Origin of the sequence: Streptomyces sp. NBC_00316 (assembly GCF_036158715.1) — a bacterium.
Lineage (GTDB): Bacteria > Actinomycetota > Actinomycetes > Streptomycetales > Streptomycetaceae > Streptomyces.
Genome location: NZ_CP108023.1, coordinates 6481428 through 6504848 on the forward strand (window position 1 = coordinate 6481428; position 23421 = coordinate 6504848).

Consider the following 23421-nt stretch of genomic DNA (forward strand, 5'->3'; position numbering starts at 1 on the left):
GTGATCACCCTTACCCTCGCCGAGATCGCCGAAATCGTCGGCGGGCAGTCGTACGACATACCGGATACGGCAGCGACCGTCAGCGGGCCAGTCGTCATCGACTCCCGAGCGGTGGAGCAAGGCAGCCTGTTCGTCGCCTTCGCCGGCGAGCGGGTCGACGGCCACGACTATGCGCAGCGCGCCGTCGAGGCGGGCGCGGCAGCCGTGCTCGCCGCCCGCCCCGTCGGGGTCCCGGCCATCGTCGTCGACGACGTCATGGCCGCGCTCGGCGCCCTCGCCCGGTCCGTCGTCGAACGCCTCGGCACCACCGTCGTCGCCCTCACCGGCTCCGCGGGCAAGACCTCCACCAAGGACCTGATCGCCCAGCTCCTGGAGCACAAGGGGCCCACCGTCTTCCCGGCGGGCAATCTCAACAACGAGATCGGCCTGCCCCTCACCGCCCTGCGCGCCACCGAGAAGACCGAGCACCTCGTCCTCGAAATGGGTGCCCGCTACATCGGCGACATCCGCTACCTCACCGGCCTGGTCCCGCCGCGGATCGGCCTCGTCCTCAACGTCGGCACCGCGCACATCGGTGAGTTCGGCGGCCGGGAGCAGATCGCCATCGCCAAGGGCGAGATGGTCGAGTCTCTCCCCGAGGACGGACTCGCCGTCCTCAACGCCGACGACCCGCTCGTGCGCGCCATGACCTCCCGCACCAAGGCCCGGGTGCTGCTCTTCGGTGAAGCCGCGGAAGCGGACGTACGGGGAGAGAACGTCCGTCTCACCGACGACGGACGCCCTGCCTTCACGCTCCACACACCCACCGGGTGCAGCGATGTGACCATGCGCCTGTACGGTGAGCATCACGTGTCGAACGCGCTCGCCGCGGCCGCCGTCGCCCATGAGTTGGGCCTGTCCGCAGACGAGATCGCCGAGGCGCTCTCCGAGGCGGGCACCCTCTCCCGCTGGCGCATGGAGGTCACCGAGCGACCGGACGGCGTGACGTTCGTCAATGACGCCTACAACGCGAACCCCGAATCCATGCGAGCAGCGCTGCGCGCGCTGGTGGCCATGGGGAAGGGGCGTCGTACGTGGGCGGTGCTCGGTCCCATGGCCGAGCTCGGCGACGCCTCGCTCGCCGAGCACGACGCGGTCGGACGGCTTGCCGTCCGGCTCAACGTCAGCAAGCTCGTCGCGGTCGGGGGCAGAGAAGCCTCCTGGCTGCAACTGGGCGCATACAACGAGGGTTCGTGGGGTGAGGAGTCGGTGCACGTGTCCGACGCACAGGCGGCCGTCGACCTGTTGCGCAGTGAACTGCGCGCGGGAGACGTCGTGCTGGTGAAGGCGTCCCGGTCGGCCGGCCTGGAAAAGGTCGCCCAGGCACTGCTGGAGAACTCGACCGAGGGCGAGGTCACCGGCCGATGAGGCAGATCCTCTTCGCGGGGGCCATCGGGCTCTTCCTGACCTTGGTCGGTACCCCGCTGCTGATCAAGCTCCTGGCCCGCAAGGGATACGGGCAGTTCATCCGGGACGACGGCCCGCGCACCCACGGCAGCAAGAAGGGGACGCCCACCATGGGCGGTATCGCCTTCATCCTGGCGACGCTCATGGCGTACGTCCTGGCGAAGGTGATCACCGGCGAGCAGATGCGCTTCTCCGGCGTGCTGGTCCTGTTCCTGATGACCGGCATGGGTCTCGTCGGGTTCCTCGACGACTACATCAAGATCGTCAAGCAGCGTTCGCTGGGCCTGCGGGCCAAGGCGAAGATGGCCGGCCAGCTGATCGTCGGCATCGCGTTCGCGGTGCTGTCGCTGCAGTTCGCCGACGGCCGCGGCAACACCCCGGCCTCCACCAAGCTGTCGTTCGTCACGGACTTCGGCTGGTCGATCGGGCCGGTGCTGTTCGTCGTCTGGGCACTGTTCATGATCCTCGCCATGTCCAACGGCGTGAATCTGACGGACGGTCTGGACGGCCTGGCCACCGGCGCGTCCGTGATGGTCTTCGGTGCATACACCTTCATCGGGCTGTGGCAGTTCCAGGAGTCCTGCGCCAACGCGGTCTCCCTGACCAACCCCAACGCCTGCTTCGAGGTCCGCGACCCGCTCGACCTCGCGGTCGTCGCCTCCGCGCTGATGGGCGCCTGCTTCGGCTTCCTGTGGTGGAACACCTCGCCCGCCAAGATCTTCATGGGCGACACCGGTTCGCTGGCACTCGGCGGTGCGCTCGCGGGTCTCGCGATCTGCTCCCGCACCGAGTTCCTGATGGCCATCCTCGGCGGCCTCTTCGTGATGATCACCATGTCCGTGGTCATCCAGGTCGGCTCCTTCAAGATGACCGGCAAGCGGGTCTTCCGGATGGCGCCGCTCCAGCACCACTTCGAACTCAAGGGGTGGTCCGAAGTCCTTGTCGTGGTCCGGTTCTGGATCATCCAGGGCATGTGCGTGATCGTCGGACTCGGTCTCTTCTACGCAGGGTGGGCAGCCGCCAAGTGAGCAATCAGGACTGGCAGGGCAAGCACGTGACCGTCGCCGGGCTCGGTGTCAGCGGTATCCCCGCCGCCCGTGTCCTGCACGGCCTCGGTGCCGTCGTCACGGTGGTCAACGACGGGGACGACGAGCGTTCCCGTACGCAGGCCGCGGAGCTGGAGGCGCAGGGCATCACCGTGCGCCTCGGCGACGGGGCGACCCTGCCCGAGTCCACCGAGCTCATCGTCACCACCCCGGGCTGGAAACCCGACAAGCCGCTCTTCGCAGCAGCCGCCGAGGCGGGCGTCCCGGTCTGGGGCGATGTTGAACTCGCCTGGCGGCTGCGCGGCTTGAACGGCCGGGAGCCGGCACCCTGGCTCGCCGTCACCGGCACCAACGGCAAGACCACGACCGTACGGATGCTCGCCTCGATCCTGGAGGCGGCCGGGCTGCGCACGGCGGCCGTCGGGAACATCGGGGTCTCCCTGCTGGACGCGGTGCTCGGTGACGAGACGTACGACGTACTCGCCGTCGAGCTCTCCAGCTACCAGCTGCACTGGGCGCCCTCGCTGCGCGCCCACTCCGCGGTCGTCCTCAACCTGGCCCCCGACCATCTCGACTGGCACGGCTCCATGGAGGCGTACATCGCGGACAAGGGCCGGATCTACGAAGGCAACCGGATCGCCTGCGTCTACAACGCGGCCGACAAGGCCACCGAGGACCTGGTCCGGGAGGCGGACGTCGAGGAGGGCTGCCGCGCCATCGGCTTCACCCTCGGAACGCCCGGCCCGTCCCAGCTGGGCGTCGTCGACGGCATCCTCGTCGACCGGGCGTTCGTGACCAACCGGCAGAAGCAGGCCCAGGAGCTCGCCGAGGTCGGGGACGTCAACCCGCCCGCCCCGCACAACATCGCCAACGCCCTGGCGGCCGCGGCACTGGCCCGCGCGTTCGGCGTCGAGCCGCGGGCGGTACGGGACGGGCTGCGGGCCTTCCGCCCCGACGCGCACCGCATCGAACATGTCGCGGACGTCGCCGGAGTCGCCTACATCGATGACTCCAAGGCCACCAACACCCATGCCGCGGAGGCCTCCCTCGCGGCGTACGACCCGATCGTCTGGATCGCCGGCGGCCTCGCCAAGGGCGCCACATTCGACGAACTGGTGACCGGGGCCGCGAAGCGGCTGCGCGGCGTCGTACTCCTGGGCCGCGACCGGGCGTTCATCCGCGAAGCCCTCGCGCGACACGCCCCCGAGGTCCCGGTCGTCGACCTCGACCGGACCGACACTGGGGCGATGTCCGAGGCGGTCCGCGAGGCGGCACGGCTCGCCCGGCCGGGAGACACCGTACTGATGGCCCCGGCCTGCGCCTCCATGGACATGTTCGTCAATTACAACAAGCGGGGCGAGGCCTTTGCGGACGCGGTTCGCGCACTCGCCGACGAGAGCGCCTGACGAGCTCGGCCGCCGCGCCGTACTGTCCCGGACGACCGGGTACGGCGGGCGGCTCCGCCGCACGCCCTGGCCCTCGGCAGCAGCCCCGGGCACGAGCAGTGGAGGGGACAGCGACAATGCCGGCCGACGAGAGCTCCGCCGCGCGTAGCCCAGACCGTTCACGGGTGCCCGCGGCGATGAGCGGGGTGCTCGCCCCACCGCTGCCGGCCGGGCCCCCTCGGCCCGCCGGTTTCGCCCTGCGCGGCAGACTGGCGGCGGGCGCCCGGCAGCCCGCGGCGGTACCGCGCTCCCGGGGCCGCGACGGCTCCGGCCCGCGCACCCCCCGCGGCGGCGGTGTGCGACGGATCTACGAGCAGGCACGCCGGGCCTGGGACCGCCCACTGACCGCGTACTACCTGATCCTCGGCGCCGGACTGCTGATCACCGTGCTCGGCCTGGTGATGGTCTACTCCGCCTCGATGATCAAGGCCCTGGAGCTCTCGAAGCCCGGCACCTACTTCTTCCGCAAGCAGTTCCTCGCGGCCGTCATCGGCTCCGTACTGCTGGTGACCGCCTCCCGGATGCCCGTCAAACTCCACCGGGCGCTCGCCTACCCGCTGCTCATGGGCACGGTCTTCCTGATGGTGCTGGTCCAGGTGCCGGGGATAGGGATGTCGGTCAACGGCAACCAGAACTGGCTCTACCTGGGCGGCCCCTTCCAGCTCCAGCCCAGTGAGTTCGGCAAACTGGCCCTGATCCTGTGGGGGGCCGATCTGCTCGCCCGCAAGCAGGACAGACGGCTGCTGGTGCAGTGGAAGCACATGCTGGTTCCCCTCGTCCCGGTCGCCTTCATGCTCCTCGGGCTGATCATGCTCGGAGGAGACATGGGAACTGCGATCATTCTCACCGCGATCCTCTTCGGCCTGCTCTGGCTGGCCGGGGCACCCACCCGGCTCTTCGCCGGGGTGCTCGCCGTCGCGGGCGTCCTGGTCTTCCTGCTGATCAAGACCAGTCCGAACCGGATGTCCCGGCTCAGCTGCATGGGGGTCAGCGAACCCGGCCCCGACGGCTCGTGCTGGCAGGCCGTACACGGCATCTATGCTCTGGCGTCCGGCGGATTGTTCGGATCGGGACTCGGTGCAAGTGTGGAAAAATGGGGCCAACTGCCTGAACCTCACACCGACTTCATCTTCGCCATCACCGGGGAGGAACTGGGGTTGGCGGGGACACTGTCGGTGCTCGCCCTCTTCGCGGCTCTAGGCTATGCGGGTATCCGCGTGGCCGGACGCACGGAGGACCCCTTCGTGAGGTACGCCGCGGGAGGTGTGACCACCTGGATCACGGTTCAGGCCGTGATCAATATCGGTGCGGTGCTCGGCCTGCTGCCGATCGCCGGGGTCCCGCTCCCGCTGTTCTCCTACGGAGGATCGGCCCTGTTGCCGACCATGTTCGCTGTAGGGCTGCTGATCGCGTTCGCGCGGGAGGAGCCCGCCGCGAAGGCGGCCCTGGCCATGCGGAGGCCCGGGGTGAGATGGAAGACGATGAGACGGCGCGTCAAGAAGCGTCCGTCCGGAGAGCGGTGAATTTCGGTGCATGTCGTACTCGCCGGTGGGGGGACCGCCGGCCACATCGAGCCGGCGCTCGCCCTCGCGGACGCCCTGCGCAGGCAGGACCCGAGCGTGGGAATCACTGCCCTGGGCACGGAGCGCGGACTCGAGACCAGGCTCGTACCCGAGCGGGGGTACGAACTGGCGCTGATCCCGGCCGTGCCGCTGCCGCGCAAGCCCACCCCCGAACTGATCACCGTCCCGGGAAGGCTGCGCGGCACCATCAAGGCCGCCGAGCAGATCCTGGAGCGCACCAAGGCGGACTGCGTGGTCGGCTTCGGCGGCTATGTCGCCCTGCCCGGCTATCTCGCCGCCAAGCGGGTCGGGGTGCCGATCGTCGTCCATGAGGCCAACGCCCGGCCGGGTCTGGCCAACAAGATCGGTTCGCGGTACGCGCACGGGGTCGCCGTCTCCACCCCGGATAGCAAACTGCGCGGTGCCCGCTACATCGGCATCCCGCTGCGCCGCACCATCGCCACCCTGGACCGGGCCCGGGTCCGCCCGGAGGCGCGCGCCGCGTTCGGCCTCGACCCCAACCTGCCGACGCTGCTGGTCTCCGGCGGCTCGCAGGGCGCACGCCACCTCAACGAGGTGATCCAGCGGGTCGCTCCGCTGCTGCAGCGCTCCGGGATCCAGATCCTGCACGTGGTCGGCCCGAAGAACGAATTGCCGCGTATCGACAACATGCCCGGGATGCCGCCCTACATCCCGGTACCGTACGTGGACCGGATGGATCTCGCGTACGCCGCAGCCGACATGATGCTCTGCCGCGCGGGCGCGATGACCGTCGCCGAACTCTCCGCCGTCGGGCTTCCCGCCGCCTACGTCCCGTTGCCGATCGGCAACGGCGAACAGCGGCTCAACGCCCAGCCGGTGGTCAACGCCGGCGGCGGCCTGCTGGTGGACGACGCGGCACTGACCCCCGAGTGGGTGCAGGGCAACGTCCTTCCGGTGCTCGCGGATCCGCACCGGCTGTACGAAATGTCCCGCGCCGCCGCCGAGTTCGGCCGCCGGGACGCCGACGACCTGCTCGTCGGCATGGTGTACGAGGCGATTGCCGCACGCCGCAACGCGTGAGGCGGGCGAGTCCGGGGGCGGCGCCCCCGGACCCGGTGAAGGAGCGAGCGTGGCCGGACCGACGACCGCCCGGCGCGGTACAGGGCGTCAGGAGGACAAGGCGGCCCGCCCGCCGCGCCCCACCGGGCCCAGTGTGCGCAGCCGCCGACGGCTGATCGTGATCGTCCTGGCCGTCGTGCTGCTCGCCTCGGGCTCCGTCTGGGCGCTCTACAGCTCGTCGTGGTTCCGGGCCGAACACGTCAGGACCACCGGTGTCGACGTGCTGACCCCGGCCGAGGTGGAGGCCGCCGCGGCGGTGCCGATCGGGGCCCCGCTGATCTCCGTGGACACGGATGCCATCGCGGACAGGTTGCGCCAGAAGTTGCCTCGTATCGACTCGGTGGATGTCGTGCGGTCATGGCCGCACGACATCGGACTTAAAGTGATCGAGCGCAAGCCGGTCCTGTTGGTGAAAAAGGGCGCAAAGCTCATTGAAGTGGACGCAAAAGGCGTCCATTTCGCCACGGTGGACAGTGCGCCCAAGCGCGTACCGCTCCTGGAACTGACGCCCGAACGGGCAGCGAGCCTGCGCCGCTTCAGCAGCGGCCGGCTCGTGCGGGAAGCAGTCCGGGTTGCGGGTGAACTCCCCGCCGCGGTCGCCAAGGACACCCGGGTCGTGCGGATCACCTCGTACGATTCGATCACCTTGGAACTGACCGGGGGCCGCACGGTGGTCTGGGGCAGCAGCGAAGAGGGGCCGGTGAAGGCAAGAGTCCTCACCGCTCTCATGAAAGCGGCTCCCAAAGCGGGACACTTCGACGTGAGTGCACCCACTGCTCCCGCGGTGTCCGGCAGTTGACGGACATTTGACCTGGCCAGCACCCTGGTTGGTCAGCGCTACGGGTGATCACATAGGGTGAAAAGAAAAACGGGAGGTTCGGCGTGTTCGTTGAACGTGCGCCACGTGTCGACTTAGTGTCCTGTTCGGAAGAGTCCAAGAAGCAGACACACTGGTAACCCTAAACTTCAACGTTAGGGTTTGGGTCGGCGTTCGGACCGTCCCCATCGGCATCAGTCGTCGCAGCGGGAGACCCGCGAAGCGACGACACGTAACTCGAGGCGAGAGGCCTTCGACGTGGCAGCACCGCAGAACTACCTCGCAGTCATCAAGGTCATCGGTGTCGGCGGCGGTGGTGTCAATGCCATCAACCGAATGATCGAGGTCGGTCTCAAGGGCGTCGAGTTCATCGCGATCAACACTGATGCGCAAGCCCTGTTGATGAGCGACGCCGACGTCAAGCTCGACGTCGGCCGCGAACTCACCCGCGGCCTCGGCGCCGGGGCCAACCCGGCCGTCGGTCGTAAGGCGGCAGAGGACCACCGTGAGGAGATCGAGGAGGTCCTCAAGGGGGCCGACATGGTCTTCGTCACCGCCGGAGAAGGCGGCGGCACCGGCACCGGCGGCGCACCCGTCGTCGCCAACATCGCTCGCTCGCTCGGTGCCCTCACGATCGGTGTGGTCACCCGCCCGTTCACCTTCGAGGGCCGGCGTCGCGCGAACCAGGCGGAGGACGGCATCGCCGAGCTCCGCGAAGAGGTCGACACCCTCATCGTCATCCCCAACGACCGGCTCCTGTCCATCTCGGACCGCCAGGTCAGCGTGCTCGACGCGTTCAAGTCGGCCGACCAGGTGCTGCTCTCGGGTGTCCAGGGCATCACCGACCTCATCACCACCCCGGGTCTGATCAACCTCGACTTCGCCGACGTCAAGTCGGTCATGTCCGAGGCCGGATCGGCACTCATGGGCATCGGCTCGGCCCGCGGCGACGACCGCGCGGTGGCCGCTGCGGAGATGGCGATCTCCTCGCCGCTCCTGGAGGCGTCCATCGACGGCGCCCGTGGTGTCCTGCTCTCCATCTCCGGCGGCAGCGACCTCGGTCTCTTCGAGATCAACGAGGCCGCCCAGCTGGTGAGCGAGGCGGCCCACCCCGAGGCGAACATCATCTTCGGCGCGGTCATCGACGACGCGCTGGGCGACGAGGTGCGGGTCACCGTGATCGCCGCGGGCTTCGACGGCGGGCAGCCGCCGGCCCGTCGGGAGAACGTCCTCGGTGCGGGCGCCGGCAAGCGCGAGGAGACGGTGCCGCCGGTCCGGGCCGCCGAGCCGGTGCGTCAGTCCGGCGGGCTCGGTTCCGTGCCGGTGCGCGAGGAGATCCCGGCCCCGGCCGAGTCCGTACCGGCGGCGAACGAGACCCCGATGTCGCCGGTCTCCCCGCCGCATGTCCCGCCGGCCCGTCCCTACCAGGACTCCCAGGCCGAAGAGCTGGACGTTCCGGACTTCTTGAAGTGATAGGTCAGCACCACGCAGTGACTGCAGTGTCCTCGGCAGGCGGCGCTCGCTTCGCCTTCACCGACAGGTGGGGTGGGGTGAGCGCCGCTCCGTACGAGGAGCTCAACCTCGGCGGCGCGGTCGGGGACGACTCCGGCGCCGTGCTCGCCAACCGCGAGCGCGCAGCCCGGACCCTCGGTCTCGACCCGGCGCGCGTCGTCTGGATGAATCAGGTGCACGGGCGGGACGTGGCCGTGGTCGACGGTCCCTGGGGAGACGCTTCCGAGATTCCCGCGGTGGACGCGGTGGTCACCGCACGACGCGGACTCGCGCTCGCCGTGCTCACCGCCGACTGCACCCCCGTACTGCTTGCCGACCCGGTCGCCCGGATCGCGGCGGCGGCCCACGCCGGCCGCCCCGGTCTGGTCGCCGGAGTCGTCCCCGCCGTGGTCGAGGCCATGGTGAAGCTCGGCGCGGAACCCTCCCGGATCACCGCGCACACCGGACCCGCCGTCTGCGGACGGTGTTACGAAGTCCCGGCGGCGATGCGGTCCGAGGTCGCCGAGGCGGTTCCCGAATCGTGGTCCGAGACCAGCTGGGGGACTCCGGCCGTGGATGTCACCGCCGGAGTTCACGCCCAGCTCGAAGCCCTCGGGGTGCGCGACCGGCACAAGTCGCCCGCCTGCACCCTGGAGTCGGGCGATCATTTCTCGTACCGCCGTGACCGCACGACCGGGCGGCTCGCCGGATATGTCTGGTTGGCCTGATAGGGCATGACGGACCGTAGAACTCAACTCGCCGAAAATCTGGCACAGGTGGAGGAACGTATCGCTTCCGCTTGTGCTGCCGCCGGTCGCAAAAGGGAAGAAGTGACCCTCATTGTGGTCACGAAGACCTACCCTGCGAGCGATGTGCGGATCCTGCACGAACTCGGTGTGCGCCACGTCGCAGAGAATCGCGACCAGGACGCGGCGCCCAAGGCGGCTGCTTGTGCGGATCTTTCGCTCACATGGCACTTTGTCGGACAACTGCAGACGAATAAGGTTCGTTCTGTGGCGAGTTATGCCGATGTCGTGCAGTCGGTGGACCGGACGAAGCTGGTCACGGCCCTGTCGGCCGCGGCTGTGCGCGGCGGGCGTGAACTGGGGTGTCTCATCCAGGTCGCACTCGACGCCGAGAGCGGCGCGCGCGGTGACCGGGGCGGCGTCGCGCCGGACGGGATCGAGGAGTTGGCCGCCGCGGTGGACACCGCGGCGGGGCTCCGGCTCGACGGTCTGATGACCGTGGCGCCGCTCGCCGGACCGTACGCGGGACGGCAACGCGCGGCATTCGACCGGCTGATGGAATTCTCATCCCGCCTGCGCGGGAACCATCCGGCTGCGAACATGGTCTCTGCGGGGATGAGCGCGGACCTCGAGGAAGCCGTTGCGGCCGGAGCGACACATGTGCGCGTCGGTACTGCGGTACTCGGAGTCCGACCCGGGCTCGGGTAACGTCGCCAAGCAGGTCGGACCACAGCAGAAAATATGGTCATTCCCGCTGATGGCGGGCAGGGCCTCAGTGGATCGCGGGCACTTGGTGACAGATGCCGATCCACCACAGAGCGGAGGACTCGGAGCATGGCCGGCGCGATGCGCAAGATGGCGGTCTACCTCGGCCTCGTGGAGGACGATGGGTACGACGGTCCGGGGTTCGACCCCGACGACGAATTCGAACCCGAGCCGGAGCCGGAGCGCGACCGGCGGCGGCACCAGCCCGCGCATCAGGTGGAGCGGGACCGCGAACGGGACGAACCGGTGCGAGCGGTGCAGCCGCCTGCGCAGCGGGAGCCCGTCCAGATTTCGGCGGAGAGCGTGCGACCCGCCCGAATCGCACCCGTGGCATCCATCACACCTGAACGCCCGAACATGGAGAAGAACGCACCGGTGATCATGCCCAAGGTCGTGTCCGAGCGGGAGCCCTACCGCATCACCACGCTGCACCCCCGGACCTACAACGAGGCCCGTACCATCGGGGAACACTTCCGTGAGGGCACTCCGGTGATCATGAATCTCACGGAGATGGACGATACGGACGCGAAGCGACTTGTCGACTTTGCCGCAGGACTCGTCTTCGGTCTCCATGGCAGCATTGAACGGGTGACGCAGAAGGTGTTCCTGTTGTCGCCTGCTAACGTCGATGTCACGGCGGAGGACAAGGCCCGCATCGCTGAGGGCGGATTCTTCAACCAGAGCTGAGAACACGACACCGGGAACAACCCCGGCCGCAAGGCCGGAGCTACGAGAGCCAGGGGAGAGGGAAGCGCGAAATGGGCGTCGCACTGCAGGTTGTCTATATCGCGCTGATGTGTTTCCTCATCGTGCTGATCTTCCGGCTGGTCATGGACTACGTCTTCCAGTTCGCACGTTCATGGCAGCCAGGCAAGCCGATGGTGGTGCTTCTCGAGGCCACCTACACTGTCACCGATCCACCGCTCAAGCTTCTGCGGCGGTTCATTCCGCCGCTGCGTCTCGGGGGCGTGGCACTCGACCTGTCCTTCTTCGTTCTGATGATCATCGTTTACATCCTGATCTCGATCGTGACCAGGCTGTGAGCGATACGGTCTTGCCGACTGCCGACGACTACGTAGAGGTGAAGAAGAGATGCCGCTGACCCCCGAGGACGTGCGGAACAAGCAGTTCACGACCGTCCGTCTCCGAGAAGGCTATGACGAGGACGAGGTCGATGCCTTCCTGGACGAGGTCGAGTCCGAGCTGACCCGCCTGCTCCGTGAGAACGAGGACCTGCGCGCCAAGCTGGCAGCTGCCACGCGTGCCGCTGCGCAGAACCAGCAGCAGGGCATGCGGAAGCCGGAGCAGCAGGACCGGCCCGGGGCACCTGTGCCCGCCGCCATATCGGGTCCGCCGGTCCAGCAGCAGCCCCCGCAGATGGGTCCGCCCCAGCTGCCCGGTGGTGCTCCGCAGCTGCCCGCCGGTCCCAGCGGTCACGGCCCTCAGGGTCAGCACGGCCCGGGTCAGCACGGTCCCGGTCAGCACGGCCCCGGCCCCATGCAGGGCGGTCCTATGGGTGGCCCCATGGGCGGTCCCATGGGCCACGCGCCGCAGATGCAGCAGATGCAGCAGATGCAGCCGCCGCAGATGCAGCAGCCCGGTCAGGGACCCGGTGGCGACAGCGCCGCCCGTGTCCTCTCGCTCGCGCAGCAGACCGCCGACCAGGCGATCGCGGAGGCCCGTTCCGAGGCCAACAAGATCGTCGGCGAGGCACGCAGCCGCGCCGAGGGTCTGGAGCGCGACGCGCGTGCCAAGGCGGACGCGCTGGAGCGGGACGCGCAGGAGAAGCACCGCGTGGCGATGGGCTCGCTGGAGTCGGCCCGCGCGACGCTGGAGCGCAAGGTCGAGGACCTGCGTGGCTTCGAGCGCGAGTACCGGACCAGGCTGAAGTCCTACCTGGAGAGCCAGCTGCGCCAGCTGGAGACCCAGGCGGACGACTCGCTGGCCCCGCCGCGGACCCCGGCTGCCGCTTCGCTGCCGCCGTCGCCCTCGCTGGCTCCGGCCGGTGCGGGTGCCATGGGGCACACCATGGGCGGTAACCACGGTGGTCACGGTGGCCCGCAGATGGGCGGCAACCCGGGCATGGGCGGTGGACCGTCGTACGGTGGCCAGCAGCAGATGTCGCCGGCCATGACGCAGCCGATGGCACCGGTGCGGCCGCAGGCGCCGCAGCCGATGCAGCAGGCGCCGTCGCCGATGCGTGGCTTTCTGATCGACGAGGACGACAACTGATCGGGGCGCGCGCGATGTGCGCGTAGCCGTCGGCAGGCTGAGGGCCGGGCCCCGGGGATTTCCCCGGGGCCCGGCCCTTTTGCCGTGGGCGGGACGGGGGTGGCGCCCGTGTGCGGTGGTGCGGGGCGCCTGCGGCGGGGCTTGTTCCGCGCCCCGCCCCTTCCCGCGACCGGGGGCGCTGTCCCCGAAAGCCGGCTTCTCAGTCGCCGGAGGGGCGGACGGCGGTCGTGGGTGCGCTGCCCGCGGATGCCCGCTCCTCAGTCGGTGGAGGGGCTTGGACGGCGGTCTTGGGGGCCGTGCCCGCGGATCCCTGCTCCTCGGCGGTGGAGGGCCCGCGCAGGCGGCTTCGGCGGCGCTTGGGGCGGGGGCGGGCGAACACGCCGAGGGCCCGGCCGGAGCACTCCGGCCGGGCCCTCGGGGCAGGTGTTACTGCTTTGTCTTGCGGAGGCGGAACGTCAGCGACAGGCCGTCGTCCGTGAACGGCTCGCCGTACGAGCCGTCTGCCTCGCCCTGTGCATAGTCCACAGCCAGGACCTCGTCCGCGATCAGCGGTGCGTGCTCGGTCAGCGCCTCCGCCGTCGCCGGCGCCGTGGACGTCCAGCGGACGGCGATGCGGTCGGCTACGTCCAGGCCGCTGTTCTTGCGGGCCTCCTGGATCAGCCGGATCGCGTCACGGGCCAGCCCCGCGCGGCGCAGCTCCGGGGTGATCTCCAGGTCCAGCGCGACCGTCGCGCCCGAGTCGGACGCCACCGACCAGCCCTCGCGCGGCGTCTCGGTGATGATCACCTCGTCGGGGGAGAGGGTGACCGTCTCACCGTCCACCTCCACCGACGCCGTGCCCTCACGCAGGGCCAGGGACAGTGCTGCCGCGTCGGCGTTCGCGACCGCCTTCGCGACCGCCTGGACGCCCTTGCCGAACCGCTTGCCCAGCGCCCGGAAGTTCGCCTTCGCCGTCGTGTCGACCAGCGAGCCGCCGACCTCCGAGAGGGAGGCCAGCGAGGAGACGTTCAGCTCCTCCGTGATCTGGGCGTGCAGGTCGGGGGAGAGCGTGTCGAAGCCCGACGCCGCGACCAGGGCCCGGGACAGCGGCTGGCGGGTCTTGACGCCCGACTCCGCGCGCGTGGCGCGACCGAGCTCGACCAGGCGGCGGACCAGCGCCATCTGGCTGGAGAGCGCCGGGTCGATGGCCGTGAGGTCCGCCTTCGGCCAGGTGGAGAGGTGGACCGACTCGGGGGCGTCCACGGCGACCGGGACGACCAGGTCCTGCCAGACCCGCTCGGTGAGGAACGGGGTCAGCGGGGCCATCAGCCGGGTGACCGTCTCGACGACCTCGTGCAGGGTGCGCAGCGCCGCCTTGTCGCCCTGCCAGAAGCGGCGGCGGGATCGGCGTACGTACCAGTTGGACAGGTCGTCCACGAACGCGGAGAGCAGCTTGCCGGCGCGCTGGGTGTCGTAACTCTCCAGCGACTGCGTGACCTGGTCCACCAGGGCGTTCAGCTCGCTGAGCAGCCAGCGGTCCAGGACCGTGCGGTCCGCGGGGGCCGGGTCGGCCTCGGACGGCGCCCAGTTCGACGTACGGGCGTACAGGGCCTGGAAGGCGACCGTGTTCCAGTACGTGAGGAGGGTCTTGCGCACGACCTCCTGGATCGTGCCGTGGCCCACGCGCCGCGCCGCCCACGGGGAGCCGCCGGCCGCCATGAACCAGCGGACCGCGTCGGCGCCGTGCTGATCCATCAGCGGGATCGGCTGGAGGATGTTGCCCAGGTGCTTGGACATCTTCCGGCCGTCCTCGGCGAGGATGTGGCCCAGGCAGACCACGTTCTCGTACGACGACTTGTCGAAGACCAGCGTGCCGACGGCCATCAGCGTGTAGAACCAGCCGCGGGTCTGGTCGATCGCCTCGGAGATGAACTGCGCCGGGTACCGGCTCTCGAACAGCTCCTTGTTCTTGTACGGGTAGCCCCACTGCGCGAACGGCATCGAGCCCGAGTCGTACCAGGCGTCGATGACCTCCGGGACGCGGTACGCCTCCAGCTGGCAGTTCTCGTGCGTGCAGGTGAACGTGATCGCGTCGATGAACGGACGATGCGGGTCCAGGTCCGACTGGTCGGCGCCGGTGAGCTCGGTGAGCTCGGCGCGCGAGCCCACGCAGGTGAGGTGGTTGTCCTCGCAGCGCCAGATCGGCAGCGGGGTGCCCCAGTAGCGGTTCCGGGACAGCGCCCAGTCGACGTTGTTGTTCAGCCAGTCACCGAAGCGGCCGTTCTTGACCGAGTCCGGGAACCAGTTGGTCTTCTCGTTCTCTTCGAGGAGCCGGTTCTTGATGGCGGTCGTACGGATGTACCAGGACGGCTGCGCGTAGTAGAGCAGCGCCGTGTGGCAGCGCCAGCAGTGCGGGTAGCTGTGCTCGTACGGGACGTGGCGGAAGAGCCTGCCGCGGGCGGCCAGGTCCTCGGTGAGCGCCTCGTCGGCCTTCTTGAAGAAGACGCCGCCGACCAGCGGCAGCTTCTCCTCGAAGGTGCCGTCGGGGCGGACCGGGTTCACGACCGGCAGGCCGTACGCGCGGCAGACCTTGAGGTCGTCCTCACCGAACGCGGGGGACTGGTGGACCAGACCCGTACCGTCCTCGGTCGTCACGTACTCGGCGTTGACGACGTAGTGCGCGGGGGCCGGGAAGTCGACCAGGGCGAAGGGGCGCTCGTACTCCCAGCGCTCCATCTCGCGGCCGGTGAAGGACTGGCCGGTGAGCTCCCAGCCCTCGCCGAGTGCCTTCTCCAGGAGGGGCCGGGCGACGACGAGCTTCTCCTGGCCGTCGGTTGCGACGACGTACGTGACGTCGGGGTGCGCGGCGACGGCGGTGTTGGAGACCAGGGTCCAGGGGGTGGTCGTCCAGACCAGCAGCGCGGCCTCGCCGGCCAGCGGGCCGGAGGTGAGCGGGAAGCGTACGAAGACCGAGGGGTCGACGACCGTCTCGTATCCCTGCGCCAGCTCGTGGTCCGAGAGGCCGGTGCCGCAGCGCGGGCACCACGGGGCGACGCGGTGGTCCTGGACCAGCAGGTCCTTGTTGAAGATCTCCTTCAGGGACCACCAGACGGAGTCCACGTACGACGGGTCCATCGTGCGGTACGCGTCGTCCAGGTCGACCCAGTAGCCCATCCGGGTGGTGAGCTCGGTGAACGCGTCGGTGTGACGCGTCACGGACTCGCGGCACTTGGCGTTGAACTCGGCGATGCCGTACGCCTCGATGTCCTTCTTGCCGTTGAAGCCCAGCTCCTTCTCGACCGCGAGCTCGACCGGCAGCCCGTGGCAGTCCCAGCCGGCCTTGCGGCCGACGTGGTAGCCCTGCATGGTGCGGAAGCGGGGGAAGACGTCCTTGAAGACACGGGCCTCGATGTGGTGGGCACCGGGCATGCCGTTGGCGGTCGGCGGGCCCTCGTAGAAGACCCACTCGGGGCGGCCCTCGGACTGTTCGAGGCTCTTGGCGAAGACCTTGCTCTCGCGCCAGAAGTCGAGCACGGCGTGCTCCAGCGCGGGCAGGTCGACCTGGGCGGGTACCTGGCGGTACTGCGGCGATGTCATGGGCAGGAATCCTCCGGCGGACGTTTTCCACTTCCGTCGGAGGGACGAGAACCGAGCCGGCTCCCGCGGTACCACCCTCCTTGGCCGCGGGTGTGCGCCCGTGGCCCCCTCATTGGGGTCGCGATGCCGGTTCTACTTGCCTTGCGGCGTTCTTCCGACGGCTCCGGGTGATATTCACGACGCGCTCGCCCCCGGGCTCTCACCGTCCCCGGGTCGCTCCTGGCTGCGTACGACGCTACTCGTCCCATCCACGCCTCTCGCTGGGGCCAGTGTACGGGCCCGTACGGGCGGCGGCCGACCGGTTTGTCGAGCGGCCGCGGGCATGACCCGAATGGGCAGACGGGGCGCGCGGAGTCCCGACGGGCGCCGGGAGGCGGATTACGGGGCGGGGAGCTGGGCACAACGGATTCAGACGTGTGGTGATCCGGCATGGGGAGGGGCGGTTCGGCGGCGTGCCCCGTTGCCGCGGGGCTGGGGTCGATTTATCGTCCCAGCACGATTCGCGTGCAAGATCACAATATGTGAAGGGGCCGCGGCCATGGTGGCGAAGAAGACCGCCGTAAAGAAAACGGCGTCAGCGAGATCCACGGGCGCGGCGGCCGAGGAGACGACCGGAGAGGCGGGCCCGGAGACCGCCGCGGAGCCCGGCCAGGAGAAGGCCGCGGCGAAGCGGACGGCGGCGAAGAAGGCCACTGCGAAGAAGGCTGTGGCGAAGAAGCCCGCGGCCGGGAAAGCCCCGGCCAAGAAGGCCACGGCGAAGAAGAGCGCGGTCAAGAAGGCTTCGAAGAAGGCCGCTGCGGCGGCCACGGGGGCGGCCGAGGCCGCCGAGCAGACAGGAGCCCACACGGTGGTAGCCAAGAAGAGCGCAGCCCGGACCCGCACGGCCGCCCAGGACATGGCGCCGGTGCCGCCCGCACGGGCTGCCGCGACAGCGCCCGGGGAACTGGCCGTACGGCCCGGCGAGGACCCCTGGACGCCGGAGGAGGTCGCGGAGGCCCGGGCCGAGCTGACCAGCGAGATCATGCGGCTGCGCAGCGAGCTGGAGGCCTCGGGGGTCGCGCTCGCCGGCCTGATGAGGGACTCCGGCAACGGGGCCGGTGACGACGAGGCGGACACCGGCACGAAGAACATCACCCGCGAGCACGAGATGGCGCTCGCCGCCAATGCCACGGAGATGCTGGAACAGACCGAGCGGGCGCTGGCCCGGCTCGACGCGGGGACGTACGGACTGTGCGAGATCTGCGGCAAGCCGATCGGCAAGGCGCGGATGCAGGCATTCCCCCGCGCCACGCTCTGTGTCGAGGACAAACAGAAGCAGGAGCGCCGCGGCTGATCCACACAGGTGTGTCGTACCCTCGTCATCGGTCAGGAACCTAGGTTGAGGGACTCACGTGGCAGAGGCGGAGCGCATCATCAGTACGCCGGACATCCCTGAAGCCGAGGGGGCCGAGGGAAAGAGCGAGGACACGGTCCCCGGCGAGGTCCGGGGCAAGGGCAAACGGAAGATCGTGGTGCTCTTCGCCGTGGCCGTCTTCGCCTATCTGCTCGACCTGATCAGCAAGATGATCGTGGTCGCGAAGCTGGAGCACCACGAGCCCATCGAGATCCTCGGCGACTGGCTCCGGTTCGACGCGATCCGGAACGCGGGCGCCGCCTTCGGTATCGGTGAGGCGTTCACGGTGATCTTCACGGTCATCGCGGCGACTGTGATCGTCGTCATCGCCCGGCTGGCCCGCAAGCTCTACAGCCTGCCCTGGGCCATCGCGCTCGGTCTGCTGCTCGGCGGGGCGCTCGGCAACCTCACCGACCGGATCTTCCGCTCGCCCGGCATCTTCAAGGGCGCGGTCGTGGACTTCATCGCCCCCGCCCACTTCGCCGTCTTCAACCTCGCGGACTCCGCCATCGTCTGCGGCGGCATCCTGATCGTGATCCTTTCCTTCAGAGGCCTGGACCCCGACGGCACCGTGCACAAGGACTAGCGGGGGCAAGGCATACTCGACTGGTGAGTACGTATCCCGAGGTCCGAACCCTGCCCGTGCCCGACGGTCTGGAGGGCGAGCGTGTCGACGCCGTCATCTCCCGGATGTTCGGGTTCTCCCGCACCAAGGCCGCCGAGCTGGCCGTCGCCGGAAAGGTGCAGGTGGACGGTGCGGTGGTCGGGAAGTCCGAGCGGGTGCAGGGCGGCGCCTGGCTGGAAGTGGAGATGCCGCAGGCACCCGCTCCCGTGCAGATCGTCGCCGAGCCCGTCGAGGGCATGGAGATCGTGCACGACGACGACGACATCGTCGTGATCGTGAAGCCGGTCGGGGTGGCCGCCCACCCGAGCCCCGGCTGGACCGGTACCACCGTCATCGGCGGTCTCGCCGCGGCCGGGTACCGGATCTCGACGTCGGGCGCCGCCGAGCGCCAGGGCATCGTGCACCGTCTCGACGTCGGCACCTCCGGTCTGATGGTCGTCGCCAAGTCCGAGCGGGCCTACACACTGCTGAAGGGCCAGTTCCGCGACCGGGTCGTCGAGAAGAAGTACCACGCGCTGGTCCAGGGCCACCCGGACCCGATGAGCGGCACGATCGATGCCCCCATCGGGCGTCACCCCAACCTCGACTACAAGTGGGCCGTCACCGCCGAGGGCAAGCCCTCCGTGACGCACTACGACCTCATCGAGGCCTACCGGGCCGCCAGCCTCCTCGACATCAAGCTGGAGACCGGCCGCACCCACCAGATCCGCGTGCACATGTCCGCCCATCGTCACCCCTGCGTCGGCGACCTGACCTACGGCGCCGACCCGACGATGGCCAAGCGTCTCGGGCTGACGAGGCAGTGGCTGCACGCCGTCCGGCTCGGCTTCGAGCACCCGGCGGACGGCAGCTGGGTGGAGTTCGCCAGCAGCTACCCGGACGACCTGCAGCACGCGCTGGACACGATCGCGGCGGAGAGCGAATGACCACCGGTACCCCGGCCCCGTACACCACCCGCACAGCCGTCGACGAGAGCGACCGCGCGGCCTGTTTCCAGGTCCGCAAGGAGGTCTTCGTCGGCGAGCAGAACGTGCCCGAGGAGATCGAGTACGACGCCTACGACGCGGACGCGGTGCATGTCATCGCGCTCGCGGCGGACGGCTCGACGCTCGGCACGGGACGGCTGCTGCACGGCGCGGGGGTGGCCGCCAAGACCGGTGGTGACCTCACCGTCGGCTCGCTCGGCCGGCTCGCGGTGACCAAGCGGGCGCGCGGCCTCGGGGTCGGCGTGGCGCTGGTGCGGGCCATCGAGGACGCGGCCCGCGAGCTGGGGCTCGCCGTCGTGGACCTGCATGCACAGACCCATGCGCTCGGTTTCTACGAGCGGCTCGGGTACGTGGCGTACGGCCCCGAATTCCCGGACGCGGGAATCGCCCACCGGGCGATGCGCCGCACTCTCTGACCGCCTGCGTCGCGCCGGCCGCACCGAGCGGGGCGGCGCCCCCGGCACGCCCGCGCCGGCCGGGTACGGAGCCTGCGCCGACGGCGGGACCGCCCGCCGTTCAGCGTGCTGTCGCGCACAACTGGCACCATGGCTCCCATGGACATCATGCTTTTCCACTCGACGTACGGCCTGCGCCCCGCGGTGCACGCGGCCGCCGCCCGGCTGCGCGCCGCCGGCCACGAGGTGCACGTGCCCGACCTCTTCGGCGGGCGCACGTTCGACACCGTCGAGGAAGGCATGGCCTTCAAGGACGAGGTGGGCAAGGACGAACTGCTCAGGCGCGCCGTGCTGGCCGCCGCACCCTACTCCGAGCGCGGGCTGGTCTACGCGGGCTTCTCCTTCGGCGCGTCCACCGCCCAGACCCTGGCGCTCGGTGACGAGAAGGCGCGCGGACTGCTGCTGTTCCACGGCACGTCGGACATCGCGGAGAACGCATCGGTCGAGGAGCTGCCCGTACAGCTGCACGTCGCCGACCCGGATCCGTTCGAGACGCACGACTGGCTGAACTCCTGGTACCTGCAGATGCAGCGGACCGGCGCAGACGTCGAGGTCTACCGCTACCCCGGCGCCGGCCACCTCTTCACGGACCCGGAACTGCCGGACTTCGACGCGGCGTCGGCCGACCTGACCTGGAAGGTCTCGCTCGGCTTCCTCGCGACCCTGTAGACGCGTGGAGGGCTCCGCATCCGGGAGGGCATGCGGAGCCCTGTCGTACGAGGCCGGGGATCAGGCGCGGTACGCGGTCCAGCTGTCGCTCATCCGCTGCACCTGGCCCGCGGTGAACTGGTACATGCAGGAGTCGTAGGTGTAGTCCATGAAGTTGTGGATCGGGTCGGCCCCGGTCTTGTTGGGGCAGGTGTCACGTCCGGTCGGGCACTCGAACGCGGCGCTCTTCTCGGAGGGCGTGTCGGCGACGTAGTCACCGTTGCCGTTACAGCCGCCCTGGAAGGTGTGGTACAGCCCCATCCAGTGGCCGACCTCGTGGGTGGCGGTGTCGCCCTCGTCGTAGTTGGTGGCCGAGCCGCCCGGCAGTGAGGCGTCGAGGATCACCACGCCGTCCATGCTCGGGCTGGAGTTGTACGAGCTGGGGAAGGTCGCCCAGCCGAGCAGCCCGCCGCCGAGGTTGGCGGTGTAGATGTTGAGCGCGTTCTTGCCGCCCTTGCGCAGCGCCTGCTTCATCGCCTTCTCGGCGGACGAGCCCGAGGAGAGGTTGTACCAGGACGCGTTGTCCGTGTAGTCGGTGCCTGCCAGGGAGAACTGGAAGCCGGTGTCGGTGTTTCCGGTGCCCTGGCCGCTGTAGGCCGCGTTCAGCACGTTCATCTGGCTGCTGATGTCGCCGGCGGTGAGGTTGCCGGCAGCGCCGGAGTGGATGACGTGGAAGTAGACCGGGACGGTGGCTCCGGCGGCGGCCAGTGTGGTGCCGCTGAGCCGGCGGTCCGCGAGTCTCTCCTTGAGCTGTGTGTCCATGGCCTTGGCCTGGGTCGTGGTGAGCTCGTTGGGCTCAGCGCCGTGGTCGGGGCCCGAGGGGCGGGCCTGGCGCGCCGTGGCGTCGGTGCTCGCGCACTTTTCGGCGGAGGCGGCGGACACCTTGGTGGCGGCCGAGCCGGAGGGCGCGGAGAGCGGTGCCAGGGCCAGGGTTCCGGCCAGGATGACGGTGCCGATCGCCCGGTTACGTATACGCGGCGATATGCGGGCAAGAGTGTGCACAGGTACTCCTCGCGGATGTGTGGGGGAGGCATTTCCTCACCCGCCAAGCCGGGAGATTACGTGTGCATGTCATTCCTGGTCGAGAATCGATCGAGCCCAATCAATCGTGGGGCAAACCGGGGAAACGGGAAGAAATATTTCTGCGGGCTCCGGAGTTTGAGACGCGGACGTAACGTCGCGCGTCACCCCGGCGGGCAGTGTGTCCCCATTGAGGCCGGGGAACACGCCACCCGCCGTAGCGATGTAATGCGCCGTCAACATGTGCCGTCGTGGCCGAAAGTCGATGCTCAGCGCACCGGGCGGTCCACCCGCTCGACCTTCTGGGTGCCGCTGAGCGTTCGGTACGAACGCGTCCAGGCGGCGGTGGCGTCCTGCTTCGTCTTGTCGGAGACCACGTAGTAGTCCATCTGCGAGCGCTCGGCGGTCACATCGAGGACGCCGTAGCCGTGAGAGTCCATGTCCACCCACTTCACATGGCGGTTGGCGGCCTTGACCGCCGCCGCGGCGAGCACGGAGACCGTCTGCGGCGCGACATGCAGGATGTCGTCGAGGTTGTCCGACGTCACCGACGTCACCACGAACTCCGTGGCGGCCGACGCCGAGAGCGGATACGTCGCGGCCTTCACCGGCACGTCGTTGGCCCACGCCATGTGGATGTCGCCGGTCAGGAAGACCGTGTTGGTGATCGACCGGTCCCGCAGATGCGCGATCAGTTCCTTGCGGTCGTCCGTGTACCCGTCCCACTGGTCGACATTGACGGCGAGCCCCTCCGTGGGCAGGCCCAGCAAGCCGGCCAGCGGCTCCAGCAGATGAGCAGGCAGGGAACCGAACGCGACCGGCGAGATCATCACCGATGTGCCGACCAGCTTCCAGGTGGCGTCCGAACCGGCCAGGCCCGACTTCAGCCAGTCCAGCTGCGCCCGGCCGGTGATCGTGCGGTCCGGGTCGTCGACCGAGCCGTTGCCGATCGTCGACTGCTGGGAGCGGAAGGTGCGCAGATCCAGGAGGTGGAGATCGGCCAGGTTGCCGAAGCGCAGCCGCCGGTAGACGGTGCCCTCGGTGGAGGCGCGGACCGGCATCCACTCGAAGTACGCCTGCTTGGCGCCGGCCGCCCGGTCGGCCCAGGAGCCCTCGGTGCCCGGCGTGTGGTTCTCGGCCCCGCCCGACCAGGCGTCGTTGGCGAACTCGTGGTCGTCCCAGATCGCGATCACCGGGTGCGTGGCGTGCAGGGTCTGCAGATCGGCGTCCGTCTTGTAGTGGCCGTGCCGGGTCCGGTAGTCGGCGAGGGTGAGGATCTCGTTCCTGGGCTCGTGCGGTCGTACGACGTACTTCGCGTCCGGGTAACTGCCCGACGCGTACTCGTATATGTAGTCACCGAGGTGGAGGACCGCGTCGAGGTCGGCGCGGGCGGCGAGGTGACGGTACGGGGAGAAGTAGCCGGACTCCCAGTTGGCGCACGACACCACGCCGAAGCGCACCCCCGGGGTGGCCGCGCCGGCCGCCGGAGCCGTGCGGGTACGGCCGGCCGGGCTCCGTACCGCCGCGCCGTCGCCCGCCGAGAAGCGGAACCAGTACGCGGTCGCCGGGGCCAGTCCCCGGACGTCGGCCTTGACGGTGTGGTCGGATGCGGCCCTCGCCACGGTGGAGCCCTGGGCGACGATCCGGGTGAACTCCTTGTCCTCGGCGACCTCCCACCGCACCGCCGTGTCGGCGCCGCGGCCGGAGCCGGGCACCGCGTCGGGGGTGGGGGTGACGCGGGTCCACAGGAGGATGCCGTCGGGCAGCGGATCGCCGGAGGCGACGCCGTGCAGAAAGGCGGGCCCGTCGGCGGCGCGGGCGCTGGTGGCGGCGCCGAGCACGGGGGCCACGACGGCGGTGGCGGCAGCGGCCTTCACCAGGGTGCGGCGGCTGGGAGCGGAAAGGGACGGAGAAACGTGTCGACTGGTCACGGGGCAGCACCCTACTGACCAGTAAGGCGAACGGGCAGGCGAACAAAGGAAGTTCGCCTGCCTGTCGGGAAACCGT

The 23421-nt window shown here is 69.6% G+C and carries 20 protein-coding genes; 17 read left to right on the forward strand and 3 right to left on the reverse strand.

All coding sequences use genetic code 11. The features are described 5' to 3' along the window. From OG878_RS28805 to OG878_RS28860, 12 genes are all read left to right on the forward strand, one after another. Positions 1 to 1407, forward strand: a complete 1407-nt coding sequence (locus OG878_RS28805) for a UDP-N-acetylmuramoyl-tripeptide--D-alanyl-D-alanine ligase (RefSeq protein ID WP_328889471.1) — start codon at positions 1 to 3, stop codon at positions 1405 to 1407. After that, positions 1404 to 2474 carry a phospho-N-acetylmuramoyl-pentapeptide-transferase gene (gene mraY, locus OG878_RS28810; protein ID WP_328889472.1) on the forward strand — a complete coding sequence of 357 codons (1071 nt, stop codon included), beginning with the start codon at positions 1404 to 1406 and terminating at the stop codon, positions 2472 to 2474. The genes OG878_RS28805 and mraY overlap by 4 nt, the downstream gene beginning before the upstream one ends. Then, positions 2471 to 3898 (forward strand): UDP-N-acetylmuramoyl-L-alanine--D-glutamate ligase, encoded by a 1428-nt coding sequence (murD, locus tag OG878_RS28815; RefSeq protein WP_328889473.1) that lies wholly within the window; start codon positions 2471 to 2473, stop codon positions 3896 to 3898. The genes mraY and murD overlap by 4 nt, the downstream gene beginning before the upstream one ends. Before the next feature lie 116 nt (positions 3899 to 4014). Further along, on the forward strand, positions 4015 to 5460 hold the full coding sequence (gene ftsW / locus OG878_RS28820) for a putative lipid II flippase FtsW (protein WP_328889474.1): 1446 nt from the start codon (positions 4015 to 4017) through the stop codon (positions 5458 to 5460). 6 nt (positions 5461 to 5466) lie between these two features. Continuing rightward, positions 5467 to 6561 (forward strand): undecaprenyldiphospho-muramoylpentapeptide beta-N-acetylglucosaminyltransferase, encoded by a 1095-nt coding sequence (murG, locus tag OG878_RS28825; protein ID WP_277325715.1) that lies wholly within the window; start codon positions 5467 to 5469, stop codon positions 6559 to 6561. A gap of 49 nt (positions 6562 to 6610) precedes the next feature. Continuing rightward, complete coding sequence (locus OG878_RS28830; protein ID WP_328889475.1) at positions 6611 to 7399, forward strand: cell division protein FtsQ/DivIB; 789 nt, start codon at positions 6611 to 6613, stop codon at positions 7397 to 7399. Positions 7400 to 7675: 276 nt separating this feature from the next. Continuing rightward, positions 7676 to 8890: a cell division protein FtsZ gene (ftsZ, locus tag OG878_RS28835; protein WP_328889476.1), complete on the forward strand. Its 1215-nt coding sequence runs from the start codon at positions 7676 to 7678 to the stop codon at positions 8888 to 8890. Beyond that, positions 8887 to 9636: a peptidoglycan editing factor PgeF gene (pgeF, locus tag OG878_RS28840; RefSeq protein ID WP_328889477.1), complete on the forward strand. Its 750-nt coding sequence runs from the start codon at positions 8887 to 8889 to the stop codon at positions 9634 to 9636. Before ftsZ ends, pgeF begins: the two co-directional genes overlap by 4 nt. Before the next feature lie 6 nt (positions 9637 to 9642). Next, positions 9643 to 10362, forward strand: coding sequence for a YggS family pyridoxal phosphate-dependent enzyme (locus OG878_RS28845; RefSeq protein ID WP_328889478.1), 720 nt, complete (start codon positions 9643 to 9645; stop codon positions 10360 to 10362). Between the two features lie 126 nt (positions 10363 to 10488). After that, on the forward strand, positions 10489 to 11106 hold the full coding sequence (locus OG878_RS28850) for a cell division protein SepF (protein ID WP_277325710.1): 618 nt from the start codon (positions 10489 to 10491) through the stop codon (positions 11104 to 11106). Positions 11107 to 11177: 71 nt separating this feature from the next. After that, positions 11178 to 11462: a YggT family protein gene (locus tag OG878_RS28855; protein ID WP_037697102.1), complete on the forward strand. Its 285-nt coding sequence runs from the start codon at positions 11178 to 11180 to the stop codon at positions 11460 to 11462. Positions 11463 to 11511: 49 nt separating this feature from the next. Further along, positions 11512 to 12651: a DivIVA domain-containing protein gene (locus tag OG878_RS28860; RefSeq protein WP_328889479.1), complete on the forward strand. Its 1140-nt coding sequence runs from the start codon at positions 11512 to 11514 to the stop codon at positions 12649 to 12651. A gap of 426 nt (positions 12652 to 13077) precedes the next feature. Here OG878_RS28860 and ileS read toward each other — a convergent pair whose 3' ends face one another. Beyond that, a complete protein-coding gene (ileS, locus tag OG878_RS28865) occupies positions 13078 to 16227 on the reverse strand; it encodes an isoleucine--tRNA ligase (protein WP_328889480.1) in 3150 nt (1049 codons plus the stop codon). A 538-nt stretch (positions 16228 to 16765) separates the two neighbouring features. Here ileS and OG878_RS28870 point away from each other — a divergent pair. The 5 genes from OG878_RS28870 to OG878_RS28890 all read left to right on the forward strand — a co-directional run bounded on the left by OG878_RS28870 (position 16766) and on the right by OG878_RS28890 (position 20355). Next, complete coding sequence (locus OG878_RS28870; protein WP_328889481.1) at positions 16766 to 17560, forward strand: TraR/DksA family transcriptional regulator; 795 nt, start codon at positions 16766 to 16768, stop codon at positions 17558 to 17560. A 58-nt stretch (positions 17561 to 17618) separates the two neighbouring features. After that, on the forward strand, positions 17619 to 18206 hold the full coding sequence (gene lspA / locus OG878_RS28875) for a signal peptidase II (RefSeq protein ID WP_328889482.1): 588 nt from the start codon (positions 17619 to 17621) through the stop codon (positions 18204 to 18206). Between the two features lie 23 nt (positions 18207 to 18229). Continuing rightward, positions 18230 to 19171 (forward strand): RluA family pseudouridine synthase, encoded by a 942-nt coding sequence (locus OG878_RS28880; protein ID WP_328889483.1) that lies wholly within the window; start codon positions 18230 to 18232, stop codon positions 19169 to 19171. Continuing rightward, positions 19168 to 19647: a GNAT family N-acetyltransferase gene (locus tag OG878_RS28885; protein ID WP_328889484.1), complete on the forward strand. Its 480-nt coding sequence runs from the start codon at positions 19168 to 19170 to the stop codon at positions 19645 to 19647. The genes OG878_RS28880 and OG878_RS28885 overlap by 4 nt, the downstream gene beginning before the upstream one ends. 129 nt (positions 19648 to 19776) lie before the next feature. Continuing rightward, positions 19777 to 20355, forward strand: a complete 579-nt coding sequence (locus OG878_RS28890) for a dienelactone hydrolase family protein (protein ID WP_328889485.1) — start codon at positions 19777 to 19779, stop codon at positions 20353 to 20355. 60 nt (positions 20356 to 20415) lie between these two features. Here OG878_RS28890 and OG878_RS28895 read toward each other — a convergent pair whose 3' ends face one another. Then, positions 20416 to 21396 (reverse strand): zinc metalloprotease, encoded by a 981-nt coding sequence (locus tag OG878_RS28895; RefSeq protein WP_328889486.1) that lies wholly within the window; start codon positions 21394 to 21396, stop codon positions 20416 to 20418. A gap of 287 nt (positions 21397 to 21683) precedes the next feature. Continuing rightward, the gene (locus tag OG878_RS28900) at positions 21684 to 23345 is read right to left on the reverse strand and encodes an alkaline phosphatase D family protein (RefSeq protein WP_328889487.1); all 1662 of its coding nucleotides are present in this window, start codon (positions 23343 to 23345) and stop codon (positions 21684 to 21686) included. Positions 23346 to 23421: the final 76 nt, after the last annotated feature.

Bases quoted from the DNA above. Each gene is read 5' to 3' on its own strand.
- mraY (WP_328889472.1), top strand. From the start codon at position 1,404: ATGAGGCAGATCCTCTTCGCGGGGGCCATCGGGCTCTTCCTGACCTTG.
- ftsW (WP_328889474.1), top strand. From the start codon at position 4,015: ATGCCGGCCGACGAGAGCTCCGCCGCGCGTAGCCCAGACCGTTCACGG.
- OG878_RS28845 (WP_328889478.1), top strand. From the start codon at position 9,643: ATGACGGACCGTAGAACTCAACTCGCCGAAAATCTGGCACAGGTGGAG.
- OG878_RS28850 (WP_277325710.1), top strand. From the start codon at position 10,489: ATGGCCGGCGCGATGCGCAAGATGGCGGTCTACCTCGGCCTCGTGGAG.
- OG878_RS28855 (WP_037697102.1), top strand. From the start codon at position 11,178: ATGGGCGTCGCACTGCAGGTTGTCTATATCGCGCTGATGTGTTTCCTC.
- OG878_RS28860 (WP_328889479.1), top strand. From the start codon at position 11,512: ATGCCGCTGACCCCCGAGGACGTGCGGAACAAGCAGTTCACGACCGTC.
- ileS (WP_328889480.1), bottom strand. From the start codon at position 16,227: ATGACATCGCCGCAGTACCGCCAGGTACCCGCCCAGGTCGACCTGCCC.
- OG878_RS28870 (WP_328889481.1), top strand. From the start codon at position 16,766: ATGGTGGCGAAGAAGACCGCCGTAAAGAAAACGGCGTCAGCGAGATCC.
- OG878_RS28885 (WP_328889484.1), top strand. From the start codon at position 19,168: ATGACCACCGGTACCCCGGCCCCGTACACCACCCGCACAGCCGTCGAC.
- OG878_RS28890 (WP_328889485.1), top strand. From the start codon at position 19,777: ATGGCTCCCATGGACATCATGCTTTTCCACTCGACGTACGGCCTGCGC.